The organism is Achromobacter seleniivolatilans, assembly GCF_030864005.1.
GTDB lineage: Bacteria > Pseudomonadota > Gammaproteobacteria > Burkholderiales > Burkholderiaceae_B > Achromobacter > Achromobacter seleniivolatilans.
In genome coordinates, this window is the sequence record NZ_CP132976.1 from 5,382,814 (window position 1) to 5,405,410 (window position 22,597).

Below are 22,597 nucleotides of genomic sequence, written 5' to 3' on the forward strand. Positions count from 1 at the left end.
ACGTAAATGCAGGGGCGTCAAATTTCGAATCTGGCCGGGGTTTAGAGATTAGCAGACATGCTAAATCCAATAGTTGTGCCCCATTTATCTGAGCGCACAAAAGGTACACCCCCGTGCATTCGGGCTATGGCGGCTACGATGGCGAGACCTAAGCCGTGATGATTGGCATCACTCGCTCGAGCAGAATCGGACCGGTAAAAGCGGTAAAAAAGTCGAGGAATGTGCTGTTCTTCTATTTGTTCACCAAAATTATGAACAGCAACAAGGACTTGTCCATCATTATTCTTTTCAAGACTTACGGTGACTGACGAATCTGGGTTGCTGTAACGAATGGCGTTCGTAATTAAATTGGATATGGCGCGTTGGAACAGCGATCTATCCACCTCTCCTGATTGATCCCCTACTATGGTCAAAGTCACTCTCGCATCAAGTGCTTCGGCTTCATGATAATCAATAACTTCCGCCGTAATCTCTCGCAAGCTAATCACATGGGTTGCTCTTGCTTTGGCGCCTCGGTCCGCTTGAGAGAGAAATAGCATATCGTTGATGATTGCTGACATGCGCTGCAATTCTTCAAGATTTGAGCCAAGTATCTCTCTTAAATCATAAATTGAGCGGTTCCCAGCCAATGCAAATTCAGTCTCTCCGATGAGCGTGGCAAGAGGGGTGCGGAGCTCATGTGCAACATCAGCATTGAATCCTTCCATTTGGATATAGGCACGCTCTAGTCGCTGAAGAACGGCATTGAATTGCAGAACCAAGGGTTTGATTTCCTGTGCCAGACCTTCTTCGCCTAATCGCTCACCAATGCGGTCGGGAGAAATCAATGCAGCTTGCCTTGCCACTTCATGTAGAGGATGTAGAGCGCGCCGCACGAGCACATTTGCTATTACCGAGACCACAATGGCTCCAACGAGTGCGCACGCAAATAGCGTCCAAGCGAGCATTACCCGAAGGCTTACATCTGGCGTCGTGTCAAGAAATAGCTCAGCGGTCATCCTTCTATCTGGTTCGCTTGGCGCCGGTAGGGAAAAAACGACGTGTATTCGAGATGAGTCACTTGCGGTGACCGTGGGCTCGCCGTATACGCTAATCTTTCCGTTGATGACTAAACGCAGCGAAAACTCTGATTTTCCGTAAAAAAAATCACTAAGCTTGTGTTCAAGGTCTGGCAAATCGCCTTTTACTGAAAATTCTTCGGCCAGGTGCTCAATTACCTCTCGTTTTTGCTCCAAGAGCGCCTGCTGACGGTACGAGAGATTGAGATTTGTCGCTATGTACACGACCACGCATACCAAACCGAGTGCCGCAAATGTTTGTATCGCGAGCCAACGGGATAGCCATTCCCGAAGTGAGTTGATCGCTCGAAAGCGCATTACTCATCCCTCAGTTCAAGCACGTAGCCCATTCCGCGTACCGTGTGAAGTAGTTTCACTTCGAATGGGTCGTCCACCTTTCCCCGAAGCCGCCTGACAGCAACTTCAACCACATTTGTATTGCTATTGAAGTTGATGTCCCAGACTTGTTCCGCGAGATCGAGGCGGGATAGAACTTCGCCCTGTTTCCGCATCAGAAGCGCGAGCAGCGTAAATTCCTTCGCCGTCAGATCGAGGCGTGTGCCCGCGCGACTGGCCTTACGGCGCAAAAGATCAAGTTCGAGGTCGCCTACCTTAAGCACGTTTTGCCGATTGGACTCCATAACCACCTGCCCTCTTCGACGTCCCAGAGCTAACACGCGCGCCAATAACTCGGAAAGAGCAAATGGCTTGACTAGGTAATCATCCGCGCCGTCCTGCAATCCACGCACGCGGTCCTCAACTTTGTCCCGAGCTGTGAGCATGAGGACTGGCACACGGTCCGACTTGCGAATCTCGTGCAAAACAGAAAAGCCGTCCATTCCCGGTAGCATAACGTCCAAAAGTATGAGGTCGTATTGGGTCTCGCGAGCAAGATGCAGGCCGCTAACGCCGTCTGATGCAACGTCGACGACATAGTTGTGTTCCGAGAGGGCACGCTTTAGGTATTCAGCAAGCTTGCGCTCATCTTCAACGACCAAAATCTTCATTTTCTTTAACCGTTCGAACTGTGATCGGCACCAAACGTAGGTCGAAGCAGCGGTCACAAAAAGCCTGTGAGCGAACGTGTGCGTACGAGCTGTTTGGCGACTTCGTTGGATGGATAGAGGTTTCAATCTGCTGCCCATTCGTGCCGTGGGAAGCATTTTAGGAATGGCTGATCGTCAATCCCCCCTCTCGAACATTACAAATTTGTAATGCACAGAAACCTTACCAATTTGTCATCTTGGGGTCCGGATTCTGACGAAGGCGCTTGGATACAGTACGGGCGGTCATGCGTCCGGATCGATCTTACAGGGATCTAAGGTGGGGTTGGATCGAGCCAAGGACCAACATCCCTCAGATTTCACCAAGGTTGAATGATGCGCTTTAAGCCAATTCCACTGCTACTGATGGCCGTCGCGCTGTGCGGCCAGCAGGTATGGGCACAGACTACGCCACAACAATACAACAAGGAAGACGTACGTTCTCCGTCCGGAAGCATCCTCACGTTGCCAGAGGCGATGGATGCAGCGCTCAATTTGAACCCCCTGCTATCGGCAGCGAAGAACAATTTCGGGGCGTCGAAGGGCTTAGTGGATCAGGCGGGCCGTCTTCCGAACCCGTCGCTAGATGTCAGCGTCGATGATCATCAGCGCGCGACACGCACCACCACCACGATGCTCAGCATGCCGATCGAATTGGGCGGAAAGAGAGGCGCGCGTGTAGAGGCTGCTCAATTGAGCAGCAAATTGGCCGGATTAGATTATGACGTCGCGAATGCCGAGATTAAGGCATCCGTGGCATCCCGGTTTTATGCGGTCGCGATCGCTCAGGAAACACTACGCGTAAGCAGAGATATGGCTGATGTCGCAAAGAGTGCGCTTCGTCTTGCCCAGAAGCGAGTTGAGTCTGGAAAAGCACCTCCATTAGAACGAAACCGGGCCGAAGTCGAACTAACAAAAGCAGAGATCGAGGTGAGACAGGCGGAAAACGACCTTAGCGTTGCACGCAGAGAATTATCTTTGCTATGGGGAGAACCGATTCCGAAATTCGAACTGGTGCGCGCGAATATTGAAGATCTCCCTCCCCGTCGAGCCCTCGACGATTTGCGCTCCGCGTTGTTGAACTCCCCGAGGTTGGCGGCCGGACGCCTTGCTATGGAAGTCAGCAGGGCAGAACTGAACGTCGAAAAGAGTAAGCGTTATCCCGACATCACATTGAGCGGAGGTGTCGCGCGCGACAACGAGGCGGGACGTAACAAGGCGCAGTTCGGCGTTTCGTTGCCTTTGCCAATTTTTGATAGGAATCAAGGCAACGTTTACTCCGCCACCATGCAGACATATAAGGCGCAAGACATCTATCGAGAGCTGGAGGCGCGGTTGAGCGCTGATCTGGTGATGGCGGCCTCTACTTATGACCTTGCGATTGCTTCTGCCACGGATTATCGCCAGTCCGTCATCCCAACTTCGCAAAAGGCTTATGAGGGTGCCCGTAAGGGTTTTGAGGCCGGAAAAGTCGGATATTTGGAAGTTCTGGACGCTCAGCGGACTTTGTCGCAAGGGAATATTTCCTACCTAACGACTTTGTCGCGAGCGGCTTTGTCGCGAGCGGAAATTGAGCGAATTCTTGGCCAATAAATAGAGATGAATATGACTCCGTACTTTACGTTATTTCGGCGTCGTGCCGTAATCGCCGTCGCGTTATCACTCCAATTTCTAGTTCCAACCTCGGGACACGCGGGTCCTTCAGACCATGACCGCGGAGGTCATACCGAAGCGCCGCCGGGACCGAACGGAGGTGAGGTCACGAAGGACGGAAATGACACGATTGAGGTGGGTCTAGTCGAGGAGGGAGCGTCAGCTCGTCTAAAGGTTTGGGCAGCAACAGGGGGTAAGCCAGTAATGCCTGCCGACTTGAAGGCAACTGCAACTCTGAAAAGGCCAAACGAAGAGGAGGTCGTCCTCACGCTAAAGCCATCGTCGGCCGGCCTGGTCAGCGATCAAGTTATTCCCGAGCCACATTTCTTTGAAGTAGACATCAGCGTTTCATTGCCAGGGCGAGACGGCCCTTTGCGTGCTGAGTTGCACAAGGAGGAGGGGTTGCTGGCGCTCACGCCCGAGCAAGTTTCTTCTGCTGGGATTGTGACAAGCAAAGCGAAGGCTGAGAGCCTTGAATCGAGCACGCGATTCCCGGGTGAAATTCGATTTAACGCTGATCGCACAGCACATGTCGTACCAAAGGCTACTGGAACAGTTCAACAGGTCTCAGCGGATCTGGGGCAAGAGGTGAAAAAAGGGCAACTGTTGGCCGTCATCTCTAGTGCTTCGCTTTCCGAGCTTAGGAGTGAGTGGCTTGCTGCCACGAAGCGTAGAAGCTTGGCTGCGACGACGCACGCTAGAGAACTGAAGTTATGGCGCGAACAAGTATCGGCTCAACAGGACTACCAGCAGGCACAGACTGCACTTCAAGAGGCTGACATTGCTGTCCAAAACGCGCTTCAAAAACTGCGCGCTGTTGGGGCGGAGCCTTCGGCTAAAGACTTGAGTCTCCTCGAAATTCGCGCGCCGTTCGACGGCGTCGTGGTGGAGAAGCACATCGCTTTGGGCGAGGCCTTAACTGACGCGTCGAACATCTTCACGATATCTGATCTGAGCACAGTCTGGGCGGAGTTTGTAATAGCACCTAAAGATTTGCAGACTGTGCGAGTAGGTGAGGATGCGAAGGTCACGTCCACGGCCTTTGCCGAGGAAGCTTCCGGAAATGTGTCTTATATAGGCGCCTTGCTTGGTCAGCAAACGCGCACCGCCACGGCCCGGGTGACGCTGAAGAATCCAGAAATGGCTTGGCGACCAGGTCTCTTTGTGTCTGTAAACGTGGTGGTTGAACGCAACGAGGTAGGCGTTGCAGTGGAAAGCGATGCTATTCAGGACGTCAATGGACATCCGACCGTCTTTGTTGAGGTGCCTGGTGGATTCCTGCCGCAGCCGGTCAAGTTGGGAGCGACGACCGAGAAGAGTTCCGAAGTTGTGTCCGGGCTAAGGGCCGGGACGCGGTATGTCAGTTCCAATGCTTTCGTGCTGAAGTCCGAATTGGGCAAGGCAACGGCTGATCACGCGCATTGAGTCGGAGCCCCATATGTTTGAACGCTTAATTCGCTTTGCCATCGAGCAACGCTGGCTCGTTCTCTTAATTTCTCTGGGAATGGCTGCCGTTGGGGTTTACAACTACTCGCGCTTGGCGATTGATGCTGTTCCGGATATCACCAACGTCCAGGTCCAGATCAACGCCAGCGCGCCAGGCTACTCCCCATTGGAGACCGAGCAGCGTGTAACTTATCCCATCGAGACAGTCATGGCTGGCCTGCCCGGTCTGCAGCAGACGCGCTCGCTATCTCGCTATGGCCTCTCTCAAACGACCGTGATTTTTGACGATGGAACGGACATCTATTTTGCCCGCCAGCTCGTAAATCAACGTTTGCAAGAGGCAAAGGAAAGTCTCCCGGAAGGTGTCATCCCGGTCATGGGTCCCATATCTACCGGTCTCGGAGAAATTTTCCTTTGGACTGTTGAAGCTACGCCTGAAGCGAAGAAGGACGACGGCTCGCCTTACACGTCCACAGATCTTCGGGAAATTCAAGATTGGGTAATAAAACCCCAACTACGAAATGTTCGGGGGGTTACTGAGGTTAATTCAATCGGCGGGTATGCGAAGGAATATCAAGTCGCTCCGGACATGGAGCGTTTGGCGTCGTATGGTCTTTCCTTGACGGACATCATCACTGCACTAGAGCGAAACAACGCCAATGTAGGTGCAGGATACATTGAAAGAAAAGGCGAGCAGTACCTGATTCGTGCACCCGGTCAGGTTAAATCGATAACTGATATAAAAGATATCGTTCTAAGTGCTGTGAACGGGCAAGCCATAAAGATCCGAGATGTCGCTGACGTGGCTATAGGCAAAGAGCTTCGCACGGGTGCCGCTACTGACAATGGCAAGGAGGTCGTGCTCGGTACTGTCTTTATGCTTATTGGTGAAAACAGTCGGGCAGTCTCACAATCAGTTTCGCAAAAACTCGCTGAAATCAACAAGACGCTGCCAAAGGGGGTAGAGGCGATCACCGTCTATGACCGCACCAACCTTGTAGACAAAGCGATCGCCACAGTGAAGAAGAATTTGCTGGAAGGTGCGATCTTGGTGATCGTGATCCTTTTCGTTTTCCTCGGGAATATTCGCGCGGCGATCATTACGGCGATGGTGATTCCTCTATCCATGTTGTTCACTTTCACAGGCATGGTGACTTACAAAGTGAGCGCCAACCTGATGAGTCTCGGTGCTTTGGATTTCGGGATTATCGTCGACGGCGCTGTGGTGATTGTTGAGAACTGCGTGAGACGATTGAGTCATGCGCAGCAACATCACGGGCGCCCACTGACGCGCTCTGAACGCTTCCACGAGGTATTCGCCGCAGCGCGAGAAGCCCGACGTCCGCTTCTGTACGGACAACTGATCATCATGGTGGTCTACCTACCGATTTTTGCGCTTAATGGCGTTGAAGGTCGTATGTTCCACCCGATGGCGCTTACCGTTGTCATGGCCCTTCTCGGCGCGATGATATTGTCCGTGACATTCGTACCTGCGGCGGTGGCGATGTTCATCGGAAGCAAGGTATCGGAGAAAGAAATTCGGGTGATGTCTTGGGCCCGTAAGCGCTACGAACCGTTGCTCGATCTGGCGCTTCGCCGCACGCCTATGATGCTCGCTGGTGCTCTGGGATTCGTGCTTGTGTGCGGTGTCATCGCATCGCGGTTGGGCAGTGAATTTATCCCGAACCTCAACGAGGGAGACATGGCAATTCAGGCATTGCGCATTCCCGGGACGAGTCTGACGCAATCGGTCGCAATGCAGATTCAGATCGAGAACAGGTTGAAGGAAAAATTCCCGGAAATTGAACGCGTATTTGCTCGAACGGGGACTGCAGAAATTGCTTCCGACGCGATGCCTCCGAATATCTCGGATGGGTACATCATGCTAAAGCCAGAGAAGGATTGGCCAAGTCCGAAAAAATCCCATGCAGAGCTACGAGAAGCGATACAGCAAGAGGCGCAAACCATCCCGGGCAACAACTACGAATTCTCGCAGCCGATTCAACTCCGCTTTAATGAACTGATCTCGGGCGTTCGCAGTGACGTCGCAGTGAAGATCTTTGGCGATGACAACGATGTGTTGAATAGCACCGCAAGCGAGGTGGCGGAAGTTCTTCAAAAGATCCCTGGAGCCTCTGAAGTCAAGGTGGAGCAGACCACTGGGCTCCCGATGCTGACAGTGTCGATTGATCGTGCCAAAGCGGCACGCTACGGTCTGAGTCTCTCGGACGTCCAGGACGTTCTTACGATCGCTGCAGGCGGTCGCGAGGCGGGAACCTTCTTCCAAGGCGACCGCAGGTTCGAGATCGTCGTGCGGCTGCCTGAGAAGGTACGAGAGAACATCACCTCACTTAAGAATTTGCCTATCGCTCTTCCGAAGGAAGACGGCCAGGTTCAGACGGCCTACATACCGTTGTCTGAAGTAGCGACGTTCGATTTGGCGCCAGGCCCCAACCAAGTTTCTCGCGAAGACGGCAAGCGTAGGATCGTTGTCAGTGCCAACGTGCGAGGCAGAGATCTTGGCTCATTTGTGGGGGAGGCGGAAACAGCGATAGCTGAGAAGATCAAAGTTCCGACAGGATATTGGACGGCATGGGGTGGCACTTTCGAGCAACTTGAATCGGCCTCAAAGCGTTTGCAGATTGTGGTGCCCGTTGCGCTGCTTCTGGTATTCGTGCTGTTGTTCGCGATGTTCGGAAACGTCAAAGATGGCCTACTGGTATTTACCGGCATCCCCTTCGCGTTGACGGGCGGAATCTTGGCGTTGTGGCTGCGAGGGATACCCTTGTCGATTACGGCGGCGGTGGGATTCATTGCCCTATGTGGTGTTGCTGTGCTCAATGGCCTGGTGTTGCTGTCCTTTATTCGATCGCTTAGGGAAGAAGGCAGGCCACTCGACGTCGCAGTGAGAGAAGGAGCCTTGACACGACTGCGGCCGGTCTTGATGACCGCGTTGGTCGCTTCTTTAGGGTTCGTGCCAATGGCTATTGCAACAGGGACTGGTGCGGAGGTTCAGAGACCGTTGGCCACAGTCGTTATCGGCGGCATCGTCTCCTCGACGTTCCTGACACTCCTGGTGCTTCCAGCGCTCTATCGCCTTGTTCACAGAAAAGACCCTGAGGAACTTGAGCTTTCTGATGGGAAGGTTTGAATCATAAACAGCTTGGAGGGGCCTAGGCTTCTCCAAGCTTGCGGAAATGTAATTCCGACGTTTGATGATTGTCGGTCCGCCCTGCGTAGATTGGCAATCTCCGATACTCAGTGTTCTTATCCCATGGTTACGTTGCCGTCGAATCCTTCTAGGCCTTTCGTCGAGGCGGAGCAAGAGATTCAGCTCTCTATTGTCATCCCGTTCTTGAACGAACAAGATGTTTTGCCAATCTGCTATGCAAAGCTTGAGGTGATTCTGAGGAAGCTCGCCCTTCCCTATGAAATCGTTTTCGTTGATGACGGAAGTTCGGATGAAAGCGTGCCCATACTTGCGGCGGTCATGCGTCGAAATCCCGGAGTTCGCGTAGTGCGACTGAGCCGGAATTTTGGTAAGGAAGCGGCCATGAGTGCGGGCCTGGCGCACACTCGGGGTGCTTCGGTGATTGTGTTGGACGCTGACCTGCAGGATCCTCCAGAGTTGATTCCCGAGATGGTCAAGGCTTGGCGTGAAGGGTTCGATGTGGTTTCGATGCGCAGACGAAAGCGTGAGGGTGAAGGGATAGCAAAGCGGCTCTCCGCGTATGCTTTTTATCGCATTCTCAGCCGTCTAAGTCGGTCTCGCATCCCTGCTGACACAGGAGATTTTCGGCTAATGAGCCGTCGAACGGTGAATGCGCTACTCCAATTGCCCGAGCGATGCCGCTACATGAAGGGCATGTATGCCTGGATTGGCTTTCCGACCAAAGTTATAGATTATGACCGCTCGATCCGAGCCGCAGGAAAGACCAAGTGGAACTATCTCGCATTGTTTGGACTCGCGCTTGAGGGTATTACCTCCTTTTCGACGGCCCCCTTGAGATGGGCCACCGGTGTTGGAGCCTTTGTTGCATTGGCGGGCGGCTCGTTCGGCCTTTGGATAATTTTCAAGACTATTGTGTTCGGTCATGACGTGCCAGGCTACCCGTCACTGGTAGCCATGATTACGCTGCTAAGCGGAATTCAACTTTTGACAATCGGCCTGTTAGGCGAGTACGTCGGAAAAGGGTATATGGAGACGAAGCAGCGGCCAATCTACATAGTGCGCGATGTGCTTGATCCGATGACCGTAACTGCTCTCCAATTCGCTGAGGTCAAGACGGAAAATGCAGTTAAAGGCTAAATGGTTTTTCTTGGGCCTGGCTGCAATTGCGCTCGCTCGCCTCTTTTCAATGGTGGTGATGCCTCTAATCGACACTTCGGAACCAAGATACGCAGAGATTGCACGTTTGATGGCGAGTTCAGGCGATTGGATAACTCCTTGGTTTGAACCAGACGTTCCGTTCTGGGGGAAACCTCCCCTATCGTTCTGGAGTCAAGCGCTCGGAATACGGATCTTTGGTGAATCGGAAGTTGCTGTTCGAATCCCTTCATTTTTTACGATGGCAGGTCTGGCAGCAATCCTGTACCACGCGACTGACATCCTCGTCGGCCGAGCTTCCGCTCGATGGGCTACGTTGGTTCTCTCTTCTATGCTTCTGCCTCTTGCCGCAGCGGGCGCGGTTCTGACGGATTCTTTTTTTGCGCTAGGGGTCACCTATGCAATGTTGGCGTTCATAGTCGCGCCGACGAGGCCTACGTTGTTCTGGCGATACGGCTTCTTCGTGGGTTTGGCCATTGGGTTGTTGTCTAAGGGGCCTCTCACTCTTGTTCTTATGGGTATCTCCATTGGTCCATGGCTTGTGATCCGCCGAGAACGTTTGCTCTATCTGACCGCTCTCCCTTGGTTCAAGGGAACGTTGGTGACACTTGCTTTGGCGGGTCCATGGTACGTCTTCGCAGAGATAAAGACCCCTGGATTCCTTCAGTACTTCTTGATGGGTGAGCACGTTCTGCGCTTTATAGATGCTGGCTGGAAGGGTGATCTGTATGGCACCGCCCATGAAAGGCCGCTCGGCAGCATCTGGGGCGATTGGTTACTGGCATCGTTCCCGTGGGGCTGGGTTGGAGTGTTGCTTACGGGCTGGGTGATCGTCCGGCGATCGCGCCGGGAAAGAGCACTTCAGGTTTGGCGATTGCCGCTTGTCAGCTATCTGGCTATGTGGACTCTTGCCGCTCCCGTGTTTTTCACGTTCTCTGGAAACATACTTTGGACCTATGTGCTGCCGAGCTTGCCAGCGTTCGCATTGCTTTTCTCGATTTTTTCCAAGGAGTTTGTCGTTTTCGGAAGAGCCTCACGCTTATCACGAGCCCTGATTGGTGCAGGGGCGTTAGTGCCGGCCGCGGCGATCATTATCGGTATCACTTCGTTGAGTGCACCGAGGAAGTTCAAGACGGAAAAGCAACTAGTAGCCGCGGCCACAACGCAGATGGACGAAGGTCAAACGCTTTACTTTCTGCATAGTCGCCCCTTCTCTGCCCGTTTCTATTCAGGGGGGAGGGCAGAACTCATCGAGATTGACCGGCTTGAGCAGCTTATTTCGGAGAAGGGCGAGAACGTCTTGGTAGCAGTCCCGCAGGGGAAAGAATCCTTACTCAGCGGAAATGTTAGATCCAGGCTTACTTCAATTTATAAAAGTCGCCGCTACACGCTCTACAAAGTAAGGAGCTAATGTAGTGCTCAATGCAAAGACATATCAACGACTGTTAGCCCTTTCGAGCGCAGGAAATCTGACTTCCCGCATGCGGCCTTCCAAATGACGTCTCGTCTGAGAATCCTTCACGTTAGTTCGGCTATCGGCTTTGGCGGGGTTGAGCTGCGAATTTTGAACGAGTTGCTCGCTATGCGAGCGCGGGGGCATCTACTCCAGGTCATCTGCCCTGCAAAATCCGAGTTGGGCCGACGAGCCCAACATAGTGGCTTCACAACGCACCACGTCGAGATGACTGGCTGGATAGCATCTGCGTCTGCTCTGATGAAAATCCGGGCGGTGATGCGCGGTGGAGCCTTCGATGTTATCAATACTCACTCTGTCGCAGACGATCTTCGCATTGGGCTTATCGCACGCTTGATGAAAAGGCGTCTGATCGTAAGGACGCAACACCGAGAAGGGCGGCAGAGAGTATTCAACGCCCTCGGCGTGACGAGTGATCACGTCATCACTGTTAGCGAGTGCCAACGGCAGCGCTTTCTACAGAGCGGGTTTTCGGCGCATCACGTGCAGGCCGTCCCCACTGGTCTTGATGTCCAGTGCCCGAATCAACAGCCGTCTGCCGTTCGCCATGCGCTCGGCATTCCAAGTGGCGCGATCGTTGTTGGATGTTTGGCTGACGATCGAGATATGCAGGGGTTCAGAATTTTGCTGGAAGCAATGTGTCCGTTGATGGAATGCCATCAAGACGTACATTTGCTGCTGGCTGGGCTGGACGAGCTTCAGCAGTGCAATTTGACAAGACGCGCCTTCGACATCGGGTTGAAATCCCGAATTCATTTTGTAGATCGTCCCGTATACAGTGACAAGTTGCTTGGTGCTTTTGACATATATGCGGTAGCACCGGAGAGTTGTGTTGCTGGCTCCACATTCGTTGAAGCCTCCGCACATGGTGTACCTGTTGTAGGCACTGCGGTGGGTTGTATACCGGAGGTCATTGAAAATGGCGTATCGGGATATGTTGTATTGCCCTCCGATAGATTGATTCTCCGATCCGTAATTGGCAAGCTGATCGAAGATGGTGAACTACGCAGGCGGTTTGGAATCGCTGGACGGCAGAAGTTCGAGCCTCATGGAAAATTCAGCTCGATAAGGATGGCGGAAGCTTTAGAGAGTCTGTATCTAGGCTGGTTGAGGGCTTCGCAGGCTGAGGAACAAGCGTGTGGAATTCACGCTCGGCATCGATAGACATCATTGGGTGGAACCGATAGGCAACGGCCGGACAATCTTATCTACGATCCAGACCCCTTGTCGCCACCGGCGCTATATCGGTATGGCAAGGACGAAGGTGAACTCGCGGCGGCTAGCTAGCGAGCGTAGCAGGCGAAAGCGATTCGATGATGCGGCACTCGGCTACCGTGCCGCAACGGCACTGATCGATCAGATGGTCAAGTTCGGATTTCAAGGCACGAAGGTCGCGAATTTTCTGCTCGACCGCCTTGCGGTGCTCCATCGCAATCTCATCAATGGCGGCGGTGGAAATACACGTCCAAGGTGAAAGCAGGCGCGTCAAAGGGGGCCACCAGGAGGACGACTGATGCCGACGATCTAAGTTGATTCGCGGCGAGGCGCGGGATGGTAAGAAGAAGGTCCGAATTTGCCATGATCAATGGTGCGGTCATAACGCTGGGCAGCTCAATAGCGAACTCTACAAGTCTCTCACCTGGGATCGTGGAAAAGAGATGGCCGCCCACAAGCGATTCACCCTTGCTACGGACATACATGTCTACTTTTGCGATCCGCAAAATCCATGGCTACGAGGGACAAATGAGAACACCAACGGACTGCTCAGACAATACTTGCCGAAAGGGATTGACCTTAGCAACTACTCGCAAGCTAAGCTCAATGAAATTGCTAGAGCCTTGAATGAGCGTCCGAGGAAGATCCTGGGTTACGACACCCCGGCACAACGATTTCACCAATCTGTTGCAATGATCGATTGAATGCACAGCCGACAGCGGTCAGTGCGATTCGGTCAAGCCTTCGCGGATGCGCGGCACTGAGCCTCTCGTGGGTACCCTTGCTGGCGCGGAGTGCAAACGGCTGGTCGTAGCGATAGGCTCGCGAGTTCGTAGCCCTGAGATCGAAAGTCTTGACATCACGACCGCGAAAGCCCTCGCCCGACTGTACTTCCATCCTTCAGTTGAAACCATGCGTCTTCCAAGCGACGCATTGCGTCGTGGACTTGGTTCGGTGCGAGGTGCGCGTATCGCTCGGTCATCTCAATCGAGGAGTGCCCGAGAAGGTCGCGGACGACCAACAATGGCACTCCGGCCATGACCAGCCAAGACGCGCACGTATGGCGAAGGTCGTGGATTCTGAAATCGTCGATGTTGGCTTTGGTGCAGAGCGACCGGAATCCCTTTTGAATGGTGCTGAGCGGCTTCGCGTGGTCCCTTGGAGAGGGAAACACCCATGGCGAAGTCGGGCAGTGCTCCGCACGCCAAGTGGCCATGGTGTCAAGGGCCTCAAGCGCCGGCGCATTCAACGGAATGACGCGGTGCTTTTTGGTTTTAGTATCTTCGCTTTCGAGGGTGATGAGACCCTCCTCGGTGCGGACACGTTGCAGTCGGAGCTTGAGCAATTCGTTCCGGCGGCAACCGGTGTGCAGAGCCAACTGAATGAACGATGGAAGATGCGGCCTTACCGCCATCGCTTGTGCGACCGAGATCATGCGCTGCGCTTCGCCCCGCGTAATCCAACGTGTCCTGCCCTCTGGTACTGGGAGGGACATGCCGACGAGGGCATTGGGGAGGTTGAGCTCGTGCAGGAAGTTGTACCAGTTGATCGCGGCGCTAAGATCGTCCAATTCGCGGTTGATCGTGGCCGGGCTCACGCCGGCGGTCTGTCTCAGGGTGATGTACCGCTGAACGGTTGCCCGTCGCAGGCTGCGAAGCGTGCGCCCCTTGAAAAAGCAGTCCAGCTTGAGCTGGCTGTATCTGAAACGCTCAGTGTCTTTGCCAGAAGCCTGGTAGGCCTCCATCACGGCTTCATACGTGGGGTTTTCGTCGGCTCCGGCGTCGTCATGAATGTTATGCCCGGAGTCGCTCACGCCATCGACCGGCGGGCGGGCGGGGGCCAGGGGCCCGGAGATGTTCTGAGCTGGTGCGAGAGTATGGTCCATGTCAGTGGCCGGCCGTTACGCCCAGAGAGCGTTAGGGTAGGAGGTCACCAACGACCGACATTCGCAAATATCTGGCAAATGATGATAACATATTGACATGAATCGATATTTTCGCATAGCCGCGGGATCCGTTGCACGCAAGCGCTCAGAGCGCTTGCGGGATTTCGTCCTGGAATCGGGCCAGGGCGGAACCAAAGACGTATCGATTCAAAAGTTCGGCGATCTTGCTCGGGCCTCGAAGACCACTGCGTTCGGGACGCAGGAGTCGGAGGTTCGAATCCTCTCGCCCCGACCACTTGATGTGGTCGAATTTTTGATGGTGTTCTCGACACCAACAGCAAGAGCCGGAATAGCGAAAGCGACGCCGGCTTTTTTGCGTCTGGACGCTTCGTGCGTCAGCGGGATGATCGTCGTATCAATGGCAAGGCCGGGGTTCCTGAGCCATCAGCATTGCACGCCAAACTACAACCCGTCTTTCCGCCATTCAGCAGTCACGCGAATCCAGTCTGCGAGCTGCGGGGAAGGAGCCCCTGCCAGGTACGCCCTAAGCCGCTTCCAGGCTCACGCCGCGCGGCCGGCGGCGCAGCTGGACCACTTGCTCCGCATCCACGGCCCTAGCGCGCAGCTGGCCGCAGCCGCCTTCCACGTCCTGCCCGGCGCTGTTTCTTATCTTGGTCAGCACGCCGCGGCGGTGCAGGATGCGGACAATCTCGCGGATGCGTTCGGTATCGGGACGCTGGTAGTCGTCGCCTTCCAGACTATTGAAGGGAATGACGTTGAGCACGCCGAACTTGCCCTTGAGCAGGCGCGGGATCGCGTCGAGTTCGTCGTCGCCGTCGTTGATGCCCTTGAGCAGCGTCCACTGGTACTGCACCGGGTAGCCGGTGTCGCGGGCATAGGCTTCACCCAGCTCGACCAGTTCTTCCGGCGTGATGTGCGGCGCGCGTGGCAGCAGGCGCCGGCGCAAGTCGGGCTTCGTCGTATGTAGCGACAGCGCCAGTGCGGGCTTCACGCGTTGTTGCGGCAACGCCTCGAACACGCGCCGGTCGCCGACGGTGGAGAAGACCAGGTTCTTGTGGCCGATGTTGCCGTCAGTGCCGAGCAGGTCGATGGCTTCGAGCACGTTGTCCAGGTTGTGCGCCGGTTCGCCCATGCCCATGAAGACAACTTTCTTCACCGCGCGCTGACGCCGCGCCAGCACAAACTGGGCAAGGATTTCCATGCTGGTGACCTGGCGGATCAGGCCGCTCTTGCCCGTCATGCAAAAAAGACAGCCCACCGCGCAGCCGACCTGGGTGGAAACACAGAGTCCGTCGCGCGGCAGCAGCACGCTTTCCACCATCTGGCTATCGGCCAGTGCGAGGAGCAGGCGCGAGCCGTCGTTGCCAGCATGTTCGGTGTGGATGCGGGCAAGGCTGTCCAGTTCCATCGCCAGGGCGGGTAGCGCGTCACGCACCGCCAGCGGGAGAAAGTTGTCGAAACGCCGCCGCCACGTGCCGTCGTCGAACGCCTGCCCGCTCAGCCAGGCGCGCATGATCCGGCCGCGATGAGCGGGCTGGGCGCCAAGGGCTGTGAGGCGTAGTTCGAAGTCAGAAAATCGCATGGGGCCGAATTTTACTCTGCCGGGTAGTGGCAGCGGCGCCATGCTCGGCGGCTTGTGATGAAGCGCGCACGCTCTTACAGATTGATAGTGCGGTTCGCACAGATTAATAACGCTGCCGCCGGCCAGTAATGCCAAGCTGTCTTCGCCGTGTAAAAGTGCGTGGCTGCCATCAGGGCTGATGTGCTGGTATTTGAAATATTGCAGAAAATAGATAATCCAGGCCGCGCATTTGGTTGATTAAAGTTTCCCGCGAATAATAATAAGAAAATCAGGGGATTCAGTTGATTCTAGTTAATGATAGTGGTGGGTTGCCGCTGGTTTGTATTAAGCGCTGTGGATTAACTAATAATTGCTTCAGCCTTCCTCTTTGTGGGCGCAGCACAGCCATATGAGTTCAGGCCGAGATCCCGCCGCCACACTTGAAAAACGCTTGCCAGCCAAGCTCTTGCGCGTCGGCTGTGGGAGCGGAAGTCATCTTGTTTAAATAATATTGAATGTTTCCAGGCGTGCCATTTTTTCTTTATGGATGGTATCCATTGGCCATGCCTGAAAAGTTCGGTTGGTATCCAATTTCGTTATTCAAATAGCACGGATGGTATCCCGCTATAAATTCTTTGTATTGCAAAAAAATTGGTATACATTGCGTCCTTTTTTTCGAACGGCTCATTTCGCTTACACGGAGTTATACGTTACGTAGTAATACTTTTACTGCAATCCAGTAATGTTTTAAGAGCCAACTATTAATCGAAATAGCAAAGGACCCACGTTTTGATACATGGCACTAAGAAGCTGCTGACGGCGACGCTTGCAGTGAGTACGACCTATTACGGCGGCGTTATGGCTGCGGACCTGACCGTTTCGTCGGGCAACACGCAAGTGTTCGATGGTTCGGTCAATTACCCTGGTGGTGTCGATGTCAACGGCGGCACGTTGGTGATCGGCGGCAACGGAGGTGGCGCAGGTGTTGCATTGGGCGGCAACGTCAATGCGGCATCGAACGGCACCGTTGCGGGTTTTGGCTCGATCAATGGCGATCTCAATGTGACGGGCAATGCGCGCGTCGCGCCCGGATATTCCGTCGGTACGCCGACCGGCGTCTCCAACGGCAACCTGGTCGTCAACGGCAATCTGTCGATGAACAATGCCGTGTTCGACTTCGAGACCGGCTATGCGGGGCTGCCCATCACGCAACCCGGCACTGGCGACAACATCACCGTGCGCGGCAACGCCGCCATCAACAACACGACGCTGAACGTCTCGGTGAACACCTTGGGTGTCAACGCCGGCTACTACCGCATCATGTCTTACGGCGGCACGTTGAGCGGCAACGGCTTCACGTTGGGCACCGTCACCGGCGACTCCGTGCCCGCGGCAACCATCCAGTCGCTGACGGGCGACAAGCAGGTCAACCTTATTCTGGGTCCCAGCACGACCAACTTGTGGAACGGCAACGGCGCGGCGTCTGCGACCCAAGCAGGTGGCGGCAATGGCACCTGGAGCGCCGCCAGCACAAACTGGAATAGTCCTACCAATGCCACGGGCGCTCTGCCCGATAGCGCATACGCCATTTTCACGGGCGCTGCGGGCACGGTGACTGTTGACGGCGGCGCAGGTCCGGTACGCGTATCGGGTATTCAGTTCGCCACGGACCGGTATCGCCTGCAAGGCGCGCCCATCACCCTGGTGGGCAACGGCGGCAATCCACCGGCCCTTGTCGTTGGCGACGGCACCTATGCTTCTGGCCAGTTCGTCGACACCATCGACAACCCGTTGCAAGGCACGCAAGGTTTCGTCAAGACTGGCCCGGGGTCATTGATCCTGACCGCCGATAGCAGCGGGCTGACTGGCCCCATCCTGATTGCCGACGGCGCTCTGGAAATCGATGGCAAGTTGAACGGCCCGGTCGATATCGGCCGTGAAGTCGTGCTGGCAGGGGTCGGCCAGGTGGGCACGACCACTCTTTATCCGACTGCCGTGATCTCTCCGGGCAATGACGGTTCGCCCATCGGCACGCTCACGGTCAACGGCAACCTGACCTTTGGCGCGAACACCATCTATCGCGTGCATGCCGATCCGGCCAGCAGCGCGAGCGATCGCATCCACGTCACTGGCGTGGCCTATCTGGACGGTACCGTCGCGCATGTGGGGCCTGACGGCAACTATGCGCCGCGCACGACCTACAACATCCTGACGGCTGATGGCGGCATACAGGGCACGTTTACGGGCGCATCCAGCGGGTATGCTTTCCTGACTCCCACGCTCAGCTACGACGCAAAAAATGCGTTCATGACGCTGACGCGCAACGATGTGCCTATTGGCAGCATCGGCGACAACAGCAACCAGAACAACGTGGGTGACGCGTTGGATAAGGAAGAGCCGCCCGTGACGGGTAATGGATCGTCCACGACTGGCAATGGATCGTCCGTGACCGGCAATGGATCGTCATTGATCGGAAGCGGCAGCGGATCAGGCAAAGGCACCGGCGCCAACCAGGTGACGACTGCGGTCCTTTCCATGACGCCGGACGAAGCGCGCTCGGCGCTCAGAATGCTCTCAGGCGAAGCGTTCGCCAGCACCGCCAGTGTGTTGCAGAGCCAGGGCGATACGGTGCGCACGCTGCCGATGGCGCATCTGCGCAGCAATCTTGATGCGCCGGTTGTTGCCGGACGGCCGACGGCTCAGCTGGGTTCGTCTTCCTCTGACGCCCTGCCGCAAAGCGGCGCGTCTCCGGTTTGGGCGCAAGCGTTCGGCAATTGGAGCACCTTCGGGGGGGATGGCAACGCGTCGAGCGTGAGCCAGTCCGCAGGCGGTCTCTTCGTTGGCGGCGATGGCGCGGTAGGCGGCGGCTGGCGGTTGGGCGGCGCGCTGGGCTACACCGGCAGCCACAACACCATTGCCGATGCGTCGTCGCGCACCAATATCGACAGCTACACGGCGACCGTGTTCGGCGGGCGTAATTTCCAGGCGGGTGCCGGACATCTGCGCTTTACGGCTGGCGCGGCGTACACCTGGCACGATATCGATTCGAAACGCGACGTGGCGGCGGGCAGCCTGAACCAGCGGCTTGAATCGTCGTACAACGCCTCTTCGACGCAGTTGTTCACCGAACTCGGCTACAACCTGCCGCTGGGCGATGCCTACACGATCGAACCGTATGCCGGCTTGGCGTGGAACCAGTTGCGCACTCGCGACTTCAAGGAGTCGGGTGGTACGGCCGCCCTGCACGGGTCGGGCGCTACCGACGATGTCACCAGCACCACGCTGGGGCTGCGCGGCTCGTGGCAGTTCGGTTCCGACCGCACGCCGGGCCGCCTGACCGCATCGGTGGGCTGGCGCCATGCAATGGGCGATGTGCAGCCCAGGCAAGAGCTGGCATTCGACGGCGGCAGCACCTTCTCGGTGGCTGGCGTTCCGATCGCGCGTAACGCGGCAGTGCTCGGCCTTGGCGCTGAAATGTCCCTCACGCGTAACACCACGGCAGGCATTGCCTACGACGCGCAGTTCGGCGGCGGCAACCGGCAGCAGTCGGGTGTGCTCAAGCTGGCCGTGCGTTTCTAGGCTGAAGCCAGCAGAGGCCAGCGTTTAGCTGGAATCCAAGGCAAATGAAAAGGGGCGGATCGTAAGATCCGCCCCTGGTGTTTTGGGAGGCGATTTTTGTCGCTATCTCAAACCTTCAGTCCAACCCTTAGAACTCAACCTGCGCCGACAACAGCACCGTGCGCGGAGCGGCTACCGTGCCGACGGTCAGGAGCGTGCTGCTCGACAGCCAGTAGCTCTTGTTGAACACGTTCTCGACATTGGCGCGGAACGTGACCTGCTTGCCCATGATTTCCGTGCGGTAGCGCGCGCCGACGTCATAACGCGTCCATGACGGCAGGGTCAGCGTGTTTTCCGCGTCGTAGGGGGTTGCGGCCGTGTGGATGGCGCGTGCGTTCAGGCTCAGGCCTCGGACCCAGGGCAGATCCCAATCGGCGCCCAGGTTGAACGTGCGCTTGGGCACGCCGTTGGCGTTGTTGCCTTGGTTCACGCCGCCGGCGGTGCGCTCCAATTTCGCGTCATAGAACGTTGCGCTGGCCATCAGGCGCAAGCCCGGCGTGACTTCGCCGACTGCCGACAGTTCAATGCCGCGGTTGCGCTGTTCGCCGTCGAAGCTATAGACGTTGGTGACGGGATTGGTCATAGCATTGGGCCGGTCGATCTGGAAGACCGAGACGGTGGTGATGGCGGTGCCCCAGTCCACTTTCACGCCAGCCTCGTACTGCTTGGACTTGTACGGGGCGAACACTTCGCCGACGTTGGCCGTGCCTACGGGCGCGGTGCCGCCGCGGGTCAGGCCGGACGTGAAGTTGCCGTATACCGAGACGTTTTCCCACGGGCGTACGACGATGCCGGCCAACGGAGATACGGCGCCTTCGTTGTACGACGTGGTGACGGCGCCAGCGGCGTTGAAGTTCTCTGCCTTGACCTGCTGTTTGCGCAGGCCGCCAGTGATCAGGACGCGATCATTGGCAAACGACAGCGTGTCGGTCAAGGAGATGCTCGACAGTGTGGTTTCCGAGTTCTTGGTCGGCGTCTGGCGGTCGCCGGTCATCGGGATCAGCGGGACCGGGTCGTAGATATTGGAGTCGATCTTCTGGCTCAACGGCGCAGACAGATAGAAGCTGCCCGCTTCCGTCTTCAGGATCGAACCCGAGAGGCTGACCCGATGCTTGATGCCGAACGTGTCGAAGTTCGCGCGCGCGCCGATCTCTCCCGTCTTGTTGCGCGAGTAGGCGTCATACCAAGAGTTGATCACGCGGAAGTTGCCCAGCGCATCAACGGCGTCAGTGGTCCGTGCCGAAGGAAAGTCTTGCTCGCTGGCGCCGTAGCGATAGCCGCCCGCGGCGTACACCATAAGGCGGTCTGAAATGTCGTATTCCAGGCGTGAGGCGATGGCCGAGTCGCGCGACATCAGATTTGCGCCATCGTAAATGGCGCGGTGGCCTGACGGGGCGGCAGGGATGGACGATATACCTGGTTTGAATCCGGTCTGCGCGCGGAAGTTGTCCACGTTCTCGCGTTGGGAATAGGTATCCAGGGACCAGCGCAGCGTGGGCGAACGGTAATCCAGCGCCAGCGCGCCCAGTCCAAATTTCTGCTTGCCGTTGTCTAGCGTGGTGTCGCCATTGCGGTAGACGCCGTTAAAACGGATACCCCATTGGTTGTCTTCGCCAAAGCGGCGGCCCATATCCAGCTGCGCGCCCAGGACAGACTTGCTTTCGTAGGTGGTGGTCAGCCGGGTCAGCGGCGTATCGCCAGCGCGCTTGGTGACGATGTTGATGTTGCCGCCGATGGCGCCGTTGGGGCTGATGCCGTACATCAGCGTGCCGGGACCCTTCAGCACTTCGACGCGTTCCATCAACGCGGCCGGCATACGGTTCGATGAGGTCAGGCCGTACAGGCCGTTCAGTCCCACATCGCCGCTGGTGACGTTAAAGCCGCGAATCTGGAAGTCTTCGCTGAAGCTGCCGGTGGAGGTCATGACGCGCACGGACGCTTCGTTGACGACCACGTCGGCCAGCGTGCGGGCCTGTTGATCCTCAAGCATCTGTGCCGTGTAGTTGGTGGTGCTGAACGGCGTGTCCATGATGTCCACCGTGCCCAACACCCCCAGACTGCCGCCGCGCGCGACCTGACCGCCCGCATAGGCTTCGGGCAGCTCGGAGTGCGACGTTGCAGTCACTGTCACGGCGGGAAGCGTGGCGGTGCCGTCATTGGAAGCGGGCTGGCGGCTGAGGACATAGCTGCCGCTGCCTTGCTGCGCCGCTTGCAGGCCGGTGCCGGCCAGCAGCGCAGCAAGGCCGCTGCTGGCGGTGTAGCTGCCCTTCAAGCCATTGCTTTGCCGGCCGTCGGTGAGTTCCGGGCGAAACGACAGCACGATGCCTGCTTCGCGGCCATAGCGGCCCAGCACGTCGCCCAGCGGACCGCCGGGAATGTCATAGCCGCGGGTCTGCGCTTGAGCGTGGGCGGCGGTGGGCGCCAGCAGGACGGGGATAACGATGAAAGCGGCCGACAGGGCGGCTTTCAGCGTCGAGGCGTAGAGCGTGCGCTGCAAAGCGGGAGAGGCGGGGCGTCGTGACGCCGGGGCGACATGCATGGATGACCTTTCGGGAGAGAATGAGGAATGGGTTTCTCATTGGTCTTGACCCCCGAGATCCAAAAACGGATCAGCTTTCGCCGGTCAATATGTAACGTTGTGCATGTTCGGCCGCCGCACATACGCCGCACATACGCCGCACATACGCCGCACATTCGCCGCAGCAGCCGATTCACGCGTACCGCCGCTCCTGTCAATCCGCAGGAAACTCGGGCTCGGCGCCAGCGGCTTCCAGCGCGTCGGCAACGTCGTCGGCGCCTTTTTCCGTGGCCCATGCCCAGGCGTTCCAACCCTCGTTATCGCGCAGGTCGGGCTGGGCGCCGCGGGCAAGCAGCAGTTCGGTAATCGCCAGATTGCCGCGAGCGGCGGCAGCCATCAGCGGGGTCCCGCCGTCGTCCATGACGACGTCCGCGTCGGCGCCCGCGTCCAGCAGCAACACCACCATGCCTTCGCGTTCCCAGCCTGCCGCCTGATGCAAAGCGGTAAGCCCGTGGCCGGCGCGGCTGGCGAGATCAGCGCCGTGCGCAAGCAAGACCCGGGCGGCGTCGACGGCCCCATCCGTGGCCGCGCAGAACAAGGCGGTGCCTCCGAAATCATTGCGCGCGTTGACATTCGCGCCCTGAGCAAGAGCCTGCTCGATGGCCGCTGCGTCGTTCTTGCTGGCGGCTTGAAGTAGTTGTTGGTCTGGAGTCATCAGGTGGGGGGCTTTGGGGCTTGCGTTGAATAAGGCCGCTAACGATACACGCTGGCGGTCCAG

Annotated in this window: 14 protein-coding genes and 1 pseudogene; 8 read left to right on the forward strand and 7 right to left on the reverse strand. The window is 56.8% G+C overall.

The features are described from left to right. Positions 1-41: 41 nt before the first annotated feature. Together RAS12_RS24420 and RAS12_RS24425 are read right to left on the reverse strand one after the other, a co-directional pair. Positions 42-1,376, reverse strand: coding sequence for a heavy metal sensor histidine kinase (locus tag RAS12_RS24420; protein WP_306942225.1), 1,335 nt, complete (start codon positions 1,374-1,376; stop codon positions 42-44). Then, a complete protein-coding gene (locus RAS12_RS24425; RefSeq protein WP_306942227.1) occupies positions 1,376-2,065 on the reverse strand; it encodes a heavy metal response regulator transcription factor in 690 nt (229 codons plus the stop codon). The genes RAS12_RS24420 and RAS12_RS24425 overlap by 1 nt, the downstream gene beginning before the upstream one ends. A gap of 369 nt (positions 2,066-2,434) precedes the next feature. Between RAS12_RS24425 and RAS12_RS24430 the strand changes: the two genes are divergently transcribed. The 6 genes from RAS12_RS24430 (at position 2,435) to RAS12_RS24455 (ending at position 12,165) form a co-directional block, all read left to right on the forward strand. After that, a complete protein-coding gene (locus tag RAS12_RS24430; RefSeq protein ID WP_306942229.1) occupies positions 2,435-3,694 on the forward strand; it encodes a TolC family protein in 1,260 nt (419 codons plus the stop codon). A 12-nt stretch (positions 3,695-3,706) separates the two neighbouring features. Further along, on the forward strand, positions 3,707-5,179 hold the full coding sequence (locus RAS12_RS24435; protein ID WP_503366824.1) for an efflux RND transporter periplasmic adaptor subunit: 1,473 nt from the start codon (positions 3,707-3,709) through the stop codon (positions 5,177-5,179). A 13-nt stretch (positions 5,180-5,192) separates the two neighbouring features. Next, positions 5,193-8,351, forward strand: a complete 3,159-nt coding sequence (locus RAS12_RS24440; protein WP_306942233.1) for a CusA/CzcA family heavy metal efflux RND transporter — start codon at positions 5,193-5,195, stop codon at positions 8,349-8,351. A gap of 123 nt (positions 8,352-8,474) precedes the next feature. Next, complete coding sequence (locus RAS12_RS24445; RefSeq protein WP_306942235.1) at positions 8,475-9,509, forward strand: glycosyltransferase family 2 protein; 1,035 nt, start codon at positions 8,475-8,477, stop codon at positions 9,507-9,509. After that, positions 9,493-10,938: an ArnT family glycosyltransferase gene (locus RAS12_RS24450; protein ID WP_306942236.1), complete on the forward strand. Its 1,446-nt coding sequence runs from the start codon at positions 9,493-9,495 to the stop codon at positions 10,936-10,938. Before RAS12_RS24445 ends, RAS12_RS24450 begins: the two co-directional genes overlap by 17 nt. Before the next feature lie 84 nt (positions 10,939-11,022). Beyond that, entirely contained in the window at positions 11,023-12,165 is a 1,143-nt protein-coding gene (locus RAS12_RS24455; RefSeq protein WP_306942238.1) for a glycosyltransferase family 4 protein, read from the forward strand. Between the two features lie 115 nt (positions 12,166-12,280). On the opposite strand, the gene RAS12_RS24460 is transcribed toward RAS12_RS24455, so the two are convergent. Beyond that, positions 12,281-12,490 carry a MerR family DNA-binding protein gene (locus RAS12_RS24460; protein ID WP_306942240.1) on the reverse strand — a complete coding sequence of 70 codons (210 nt, stop codon included), beginning with the start codon at positions 12,488-12,490 and terminating at the stop codon, positions 12,281-12,283. 109 nt (positions 12,491-12,599) lie between these two features. Between RAS12_RS24460 and RAS12_RS24465 the strand changes: the two are divergent. After that, positions 12,600-12,920 (forward strand): annotated as a pseudogene (locus RAS12_RS24465) (IS30 family transposase); the annotation flags it as partial. A gap of 155 nt (positions 12,921-13,075) precedes the next feature. Here the strand turns inward: RAS12_RS24465 and RAS12_RS24470 are convergent. Then, a complete protein-coding gene (locus RAS12_RS24470) occupies positions 13,076-14,101 on the reverse strand; it encodes a tyrosine-type recombinase/integrase (protein WP_306942242.1) in 1,026 nt (341 codons plus the stop codon). Between the two features lie 544 nt (positions 14,102-14,645). Next, complete coding sequence (locus tag RAS12_RS24475; RefSeq protein WP_306951601.1) at positions 14,646-15,704, reverse strand: RNA methyltransferase; 1,059 nt, start codon at positions 15,702-15,704, stop codon at positions 14,646-14,648. A gap of 810 nt (positions 15,705-16,514) precedes the next feature. On the opposite strand from RAS12_RS24475, the gene RAS12_RS24480 reads away from it, so the two are divergent. Beyond that, positions 16,515-19,262: an autotransporter family protein gene (locus RAS12_RS24480; protein ID WP_306942244.1), complete on the forward strand. Its 2,748-nt coding sequence runs from the start codon at positions 16,515-16,517 to the stop codon at positions 19,260-19,262. 127 nt (positions 19,263-19,389) lie between these two features. Here the strand turns inward: RAS12_RS24480 and RAS12_RS24485 are convergent, their stop codons facing one another. After that, positions 19,390-21,840: a TonB-dependent receptor gene (locus RAS12_RS24485; protein WP_306942245.1), complete on the reverse strand. Its 2,451-nt coding sequence runs from the start codon at positions 21,838-21,840 to the stop codon at positions 19,390-19,392. 193 nt (positions 21,841-22,033) lie between these two features. Then, on the reverse strand, positions 22,034-22,534 hold the full coding sequence (locus tag RAS12_RS24490; RefSeq protein WP_306942247.1) for an ankyrin repeat domain-containing protein: 501 nt from the start codon (positions 22,532-22,534) through the stop codon (positions 22,034-22,036). Positions 22,535-22,597: the final 63 nt, after the last annotated feature.

Bases quoted from the DNA above. Each gene is read 5' to 3' on its own strand.
- RAS12_RS24420 (WP_306942225.1), bottom strand. From the start codon at position 1,376: ATGCGCTTTCGAGCGATCAACTCACTTCGGGAATGGCTATCCCGTTGG.
- RAS12_RS24425 (WP_306942227.1), bottom strand. From the start codon at position 2,065: ATGAAGATTTTGGTCGTTGAAGATGAGCGCAAGCTTGCTGAATACCTA.
- RAS12_RS24430 (WP_306942229.1), top strand. From the start codon at position 2,435: ATGATGCGCTTTAAGCCAATTCCACTGCTACTGATGGCCGTCGCGCTG.
- RAS12_RS24435 (WP_503366824.1), top strand. From the start codon at position 3,707: ATGACTCCGTACTTTACGTTATTTCGGCGTCGTGCCGTAATCGCCGTC.
- RAS12_RS24440 (WP_306942233.1), top strand. From the start codon at position 5,193: ATGTTTGAACGCTTAATTCGCTTTGCCATCGAGCAACGCTGGCTCGTT.
- RAS12_RS24445 (WP_306942235.1), top strand. From the start codon at position 8,475: ATGGTTACGTTGCCGTCGAATCCTTCTAGGCCTTTCGTCGAGGCGGAG.
- RAS12_RS24450 (WP_306942236.1), top strand. From the start codon at position 9,493: ATGCAGTTAAAGGCTAAATGGTTTTTCTTGGGCCTGGCTGCAATTGCG.
- RAS12_RS24455 (WP_306942238.1), top strand. From the start codon at position 11,023: ATGACGTCTCGTCTGAGAATCCTTCACGTTAGTTCGGCTATCGGCTTT.
- RAS12_RS24470 (WP_306942242.1), bottom strand. From the start codon at position 14,101: ATGGACCATACTCTCGCACCAGCTCAGAACATCTCCGGGCCCCTGGCC.
- RAS12_RS24475 (WP_306951601.1), bottom strand. From the start codon at position 15,704: ATGCGATTTTCTGACTTCGAACTACGCCTCACAGCCCTTGGCGCCCAG.
- RAS12_RS24485 (WP_306942245.1), bottom strand. From the start codon at position 21,840: ATGCATGTCGCCCCGGCGTCACGACGCCCCGCCTCTCCCGCTTTGCAG.
- RAS12_RS24490 (WP_306942247.1), bottom strand. From the start codon at position 22,534: ATGACTCCAGACCAACAACTACTTCAAGCCGCCAGCAAGAACGACGCA.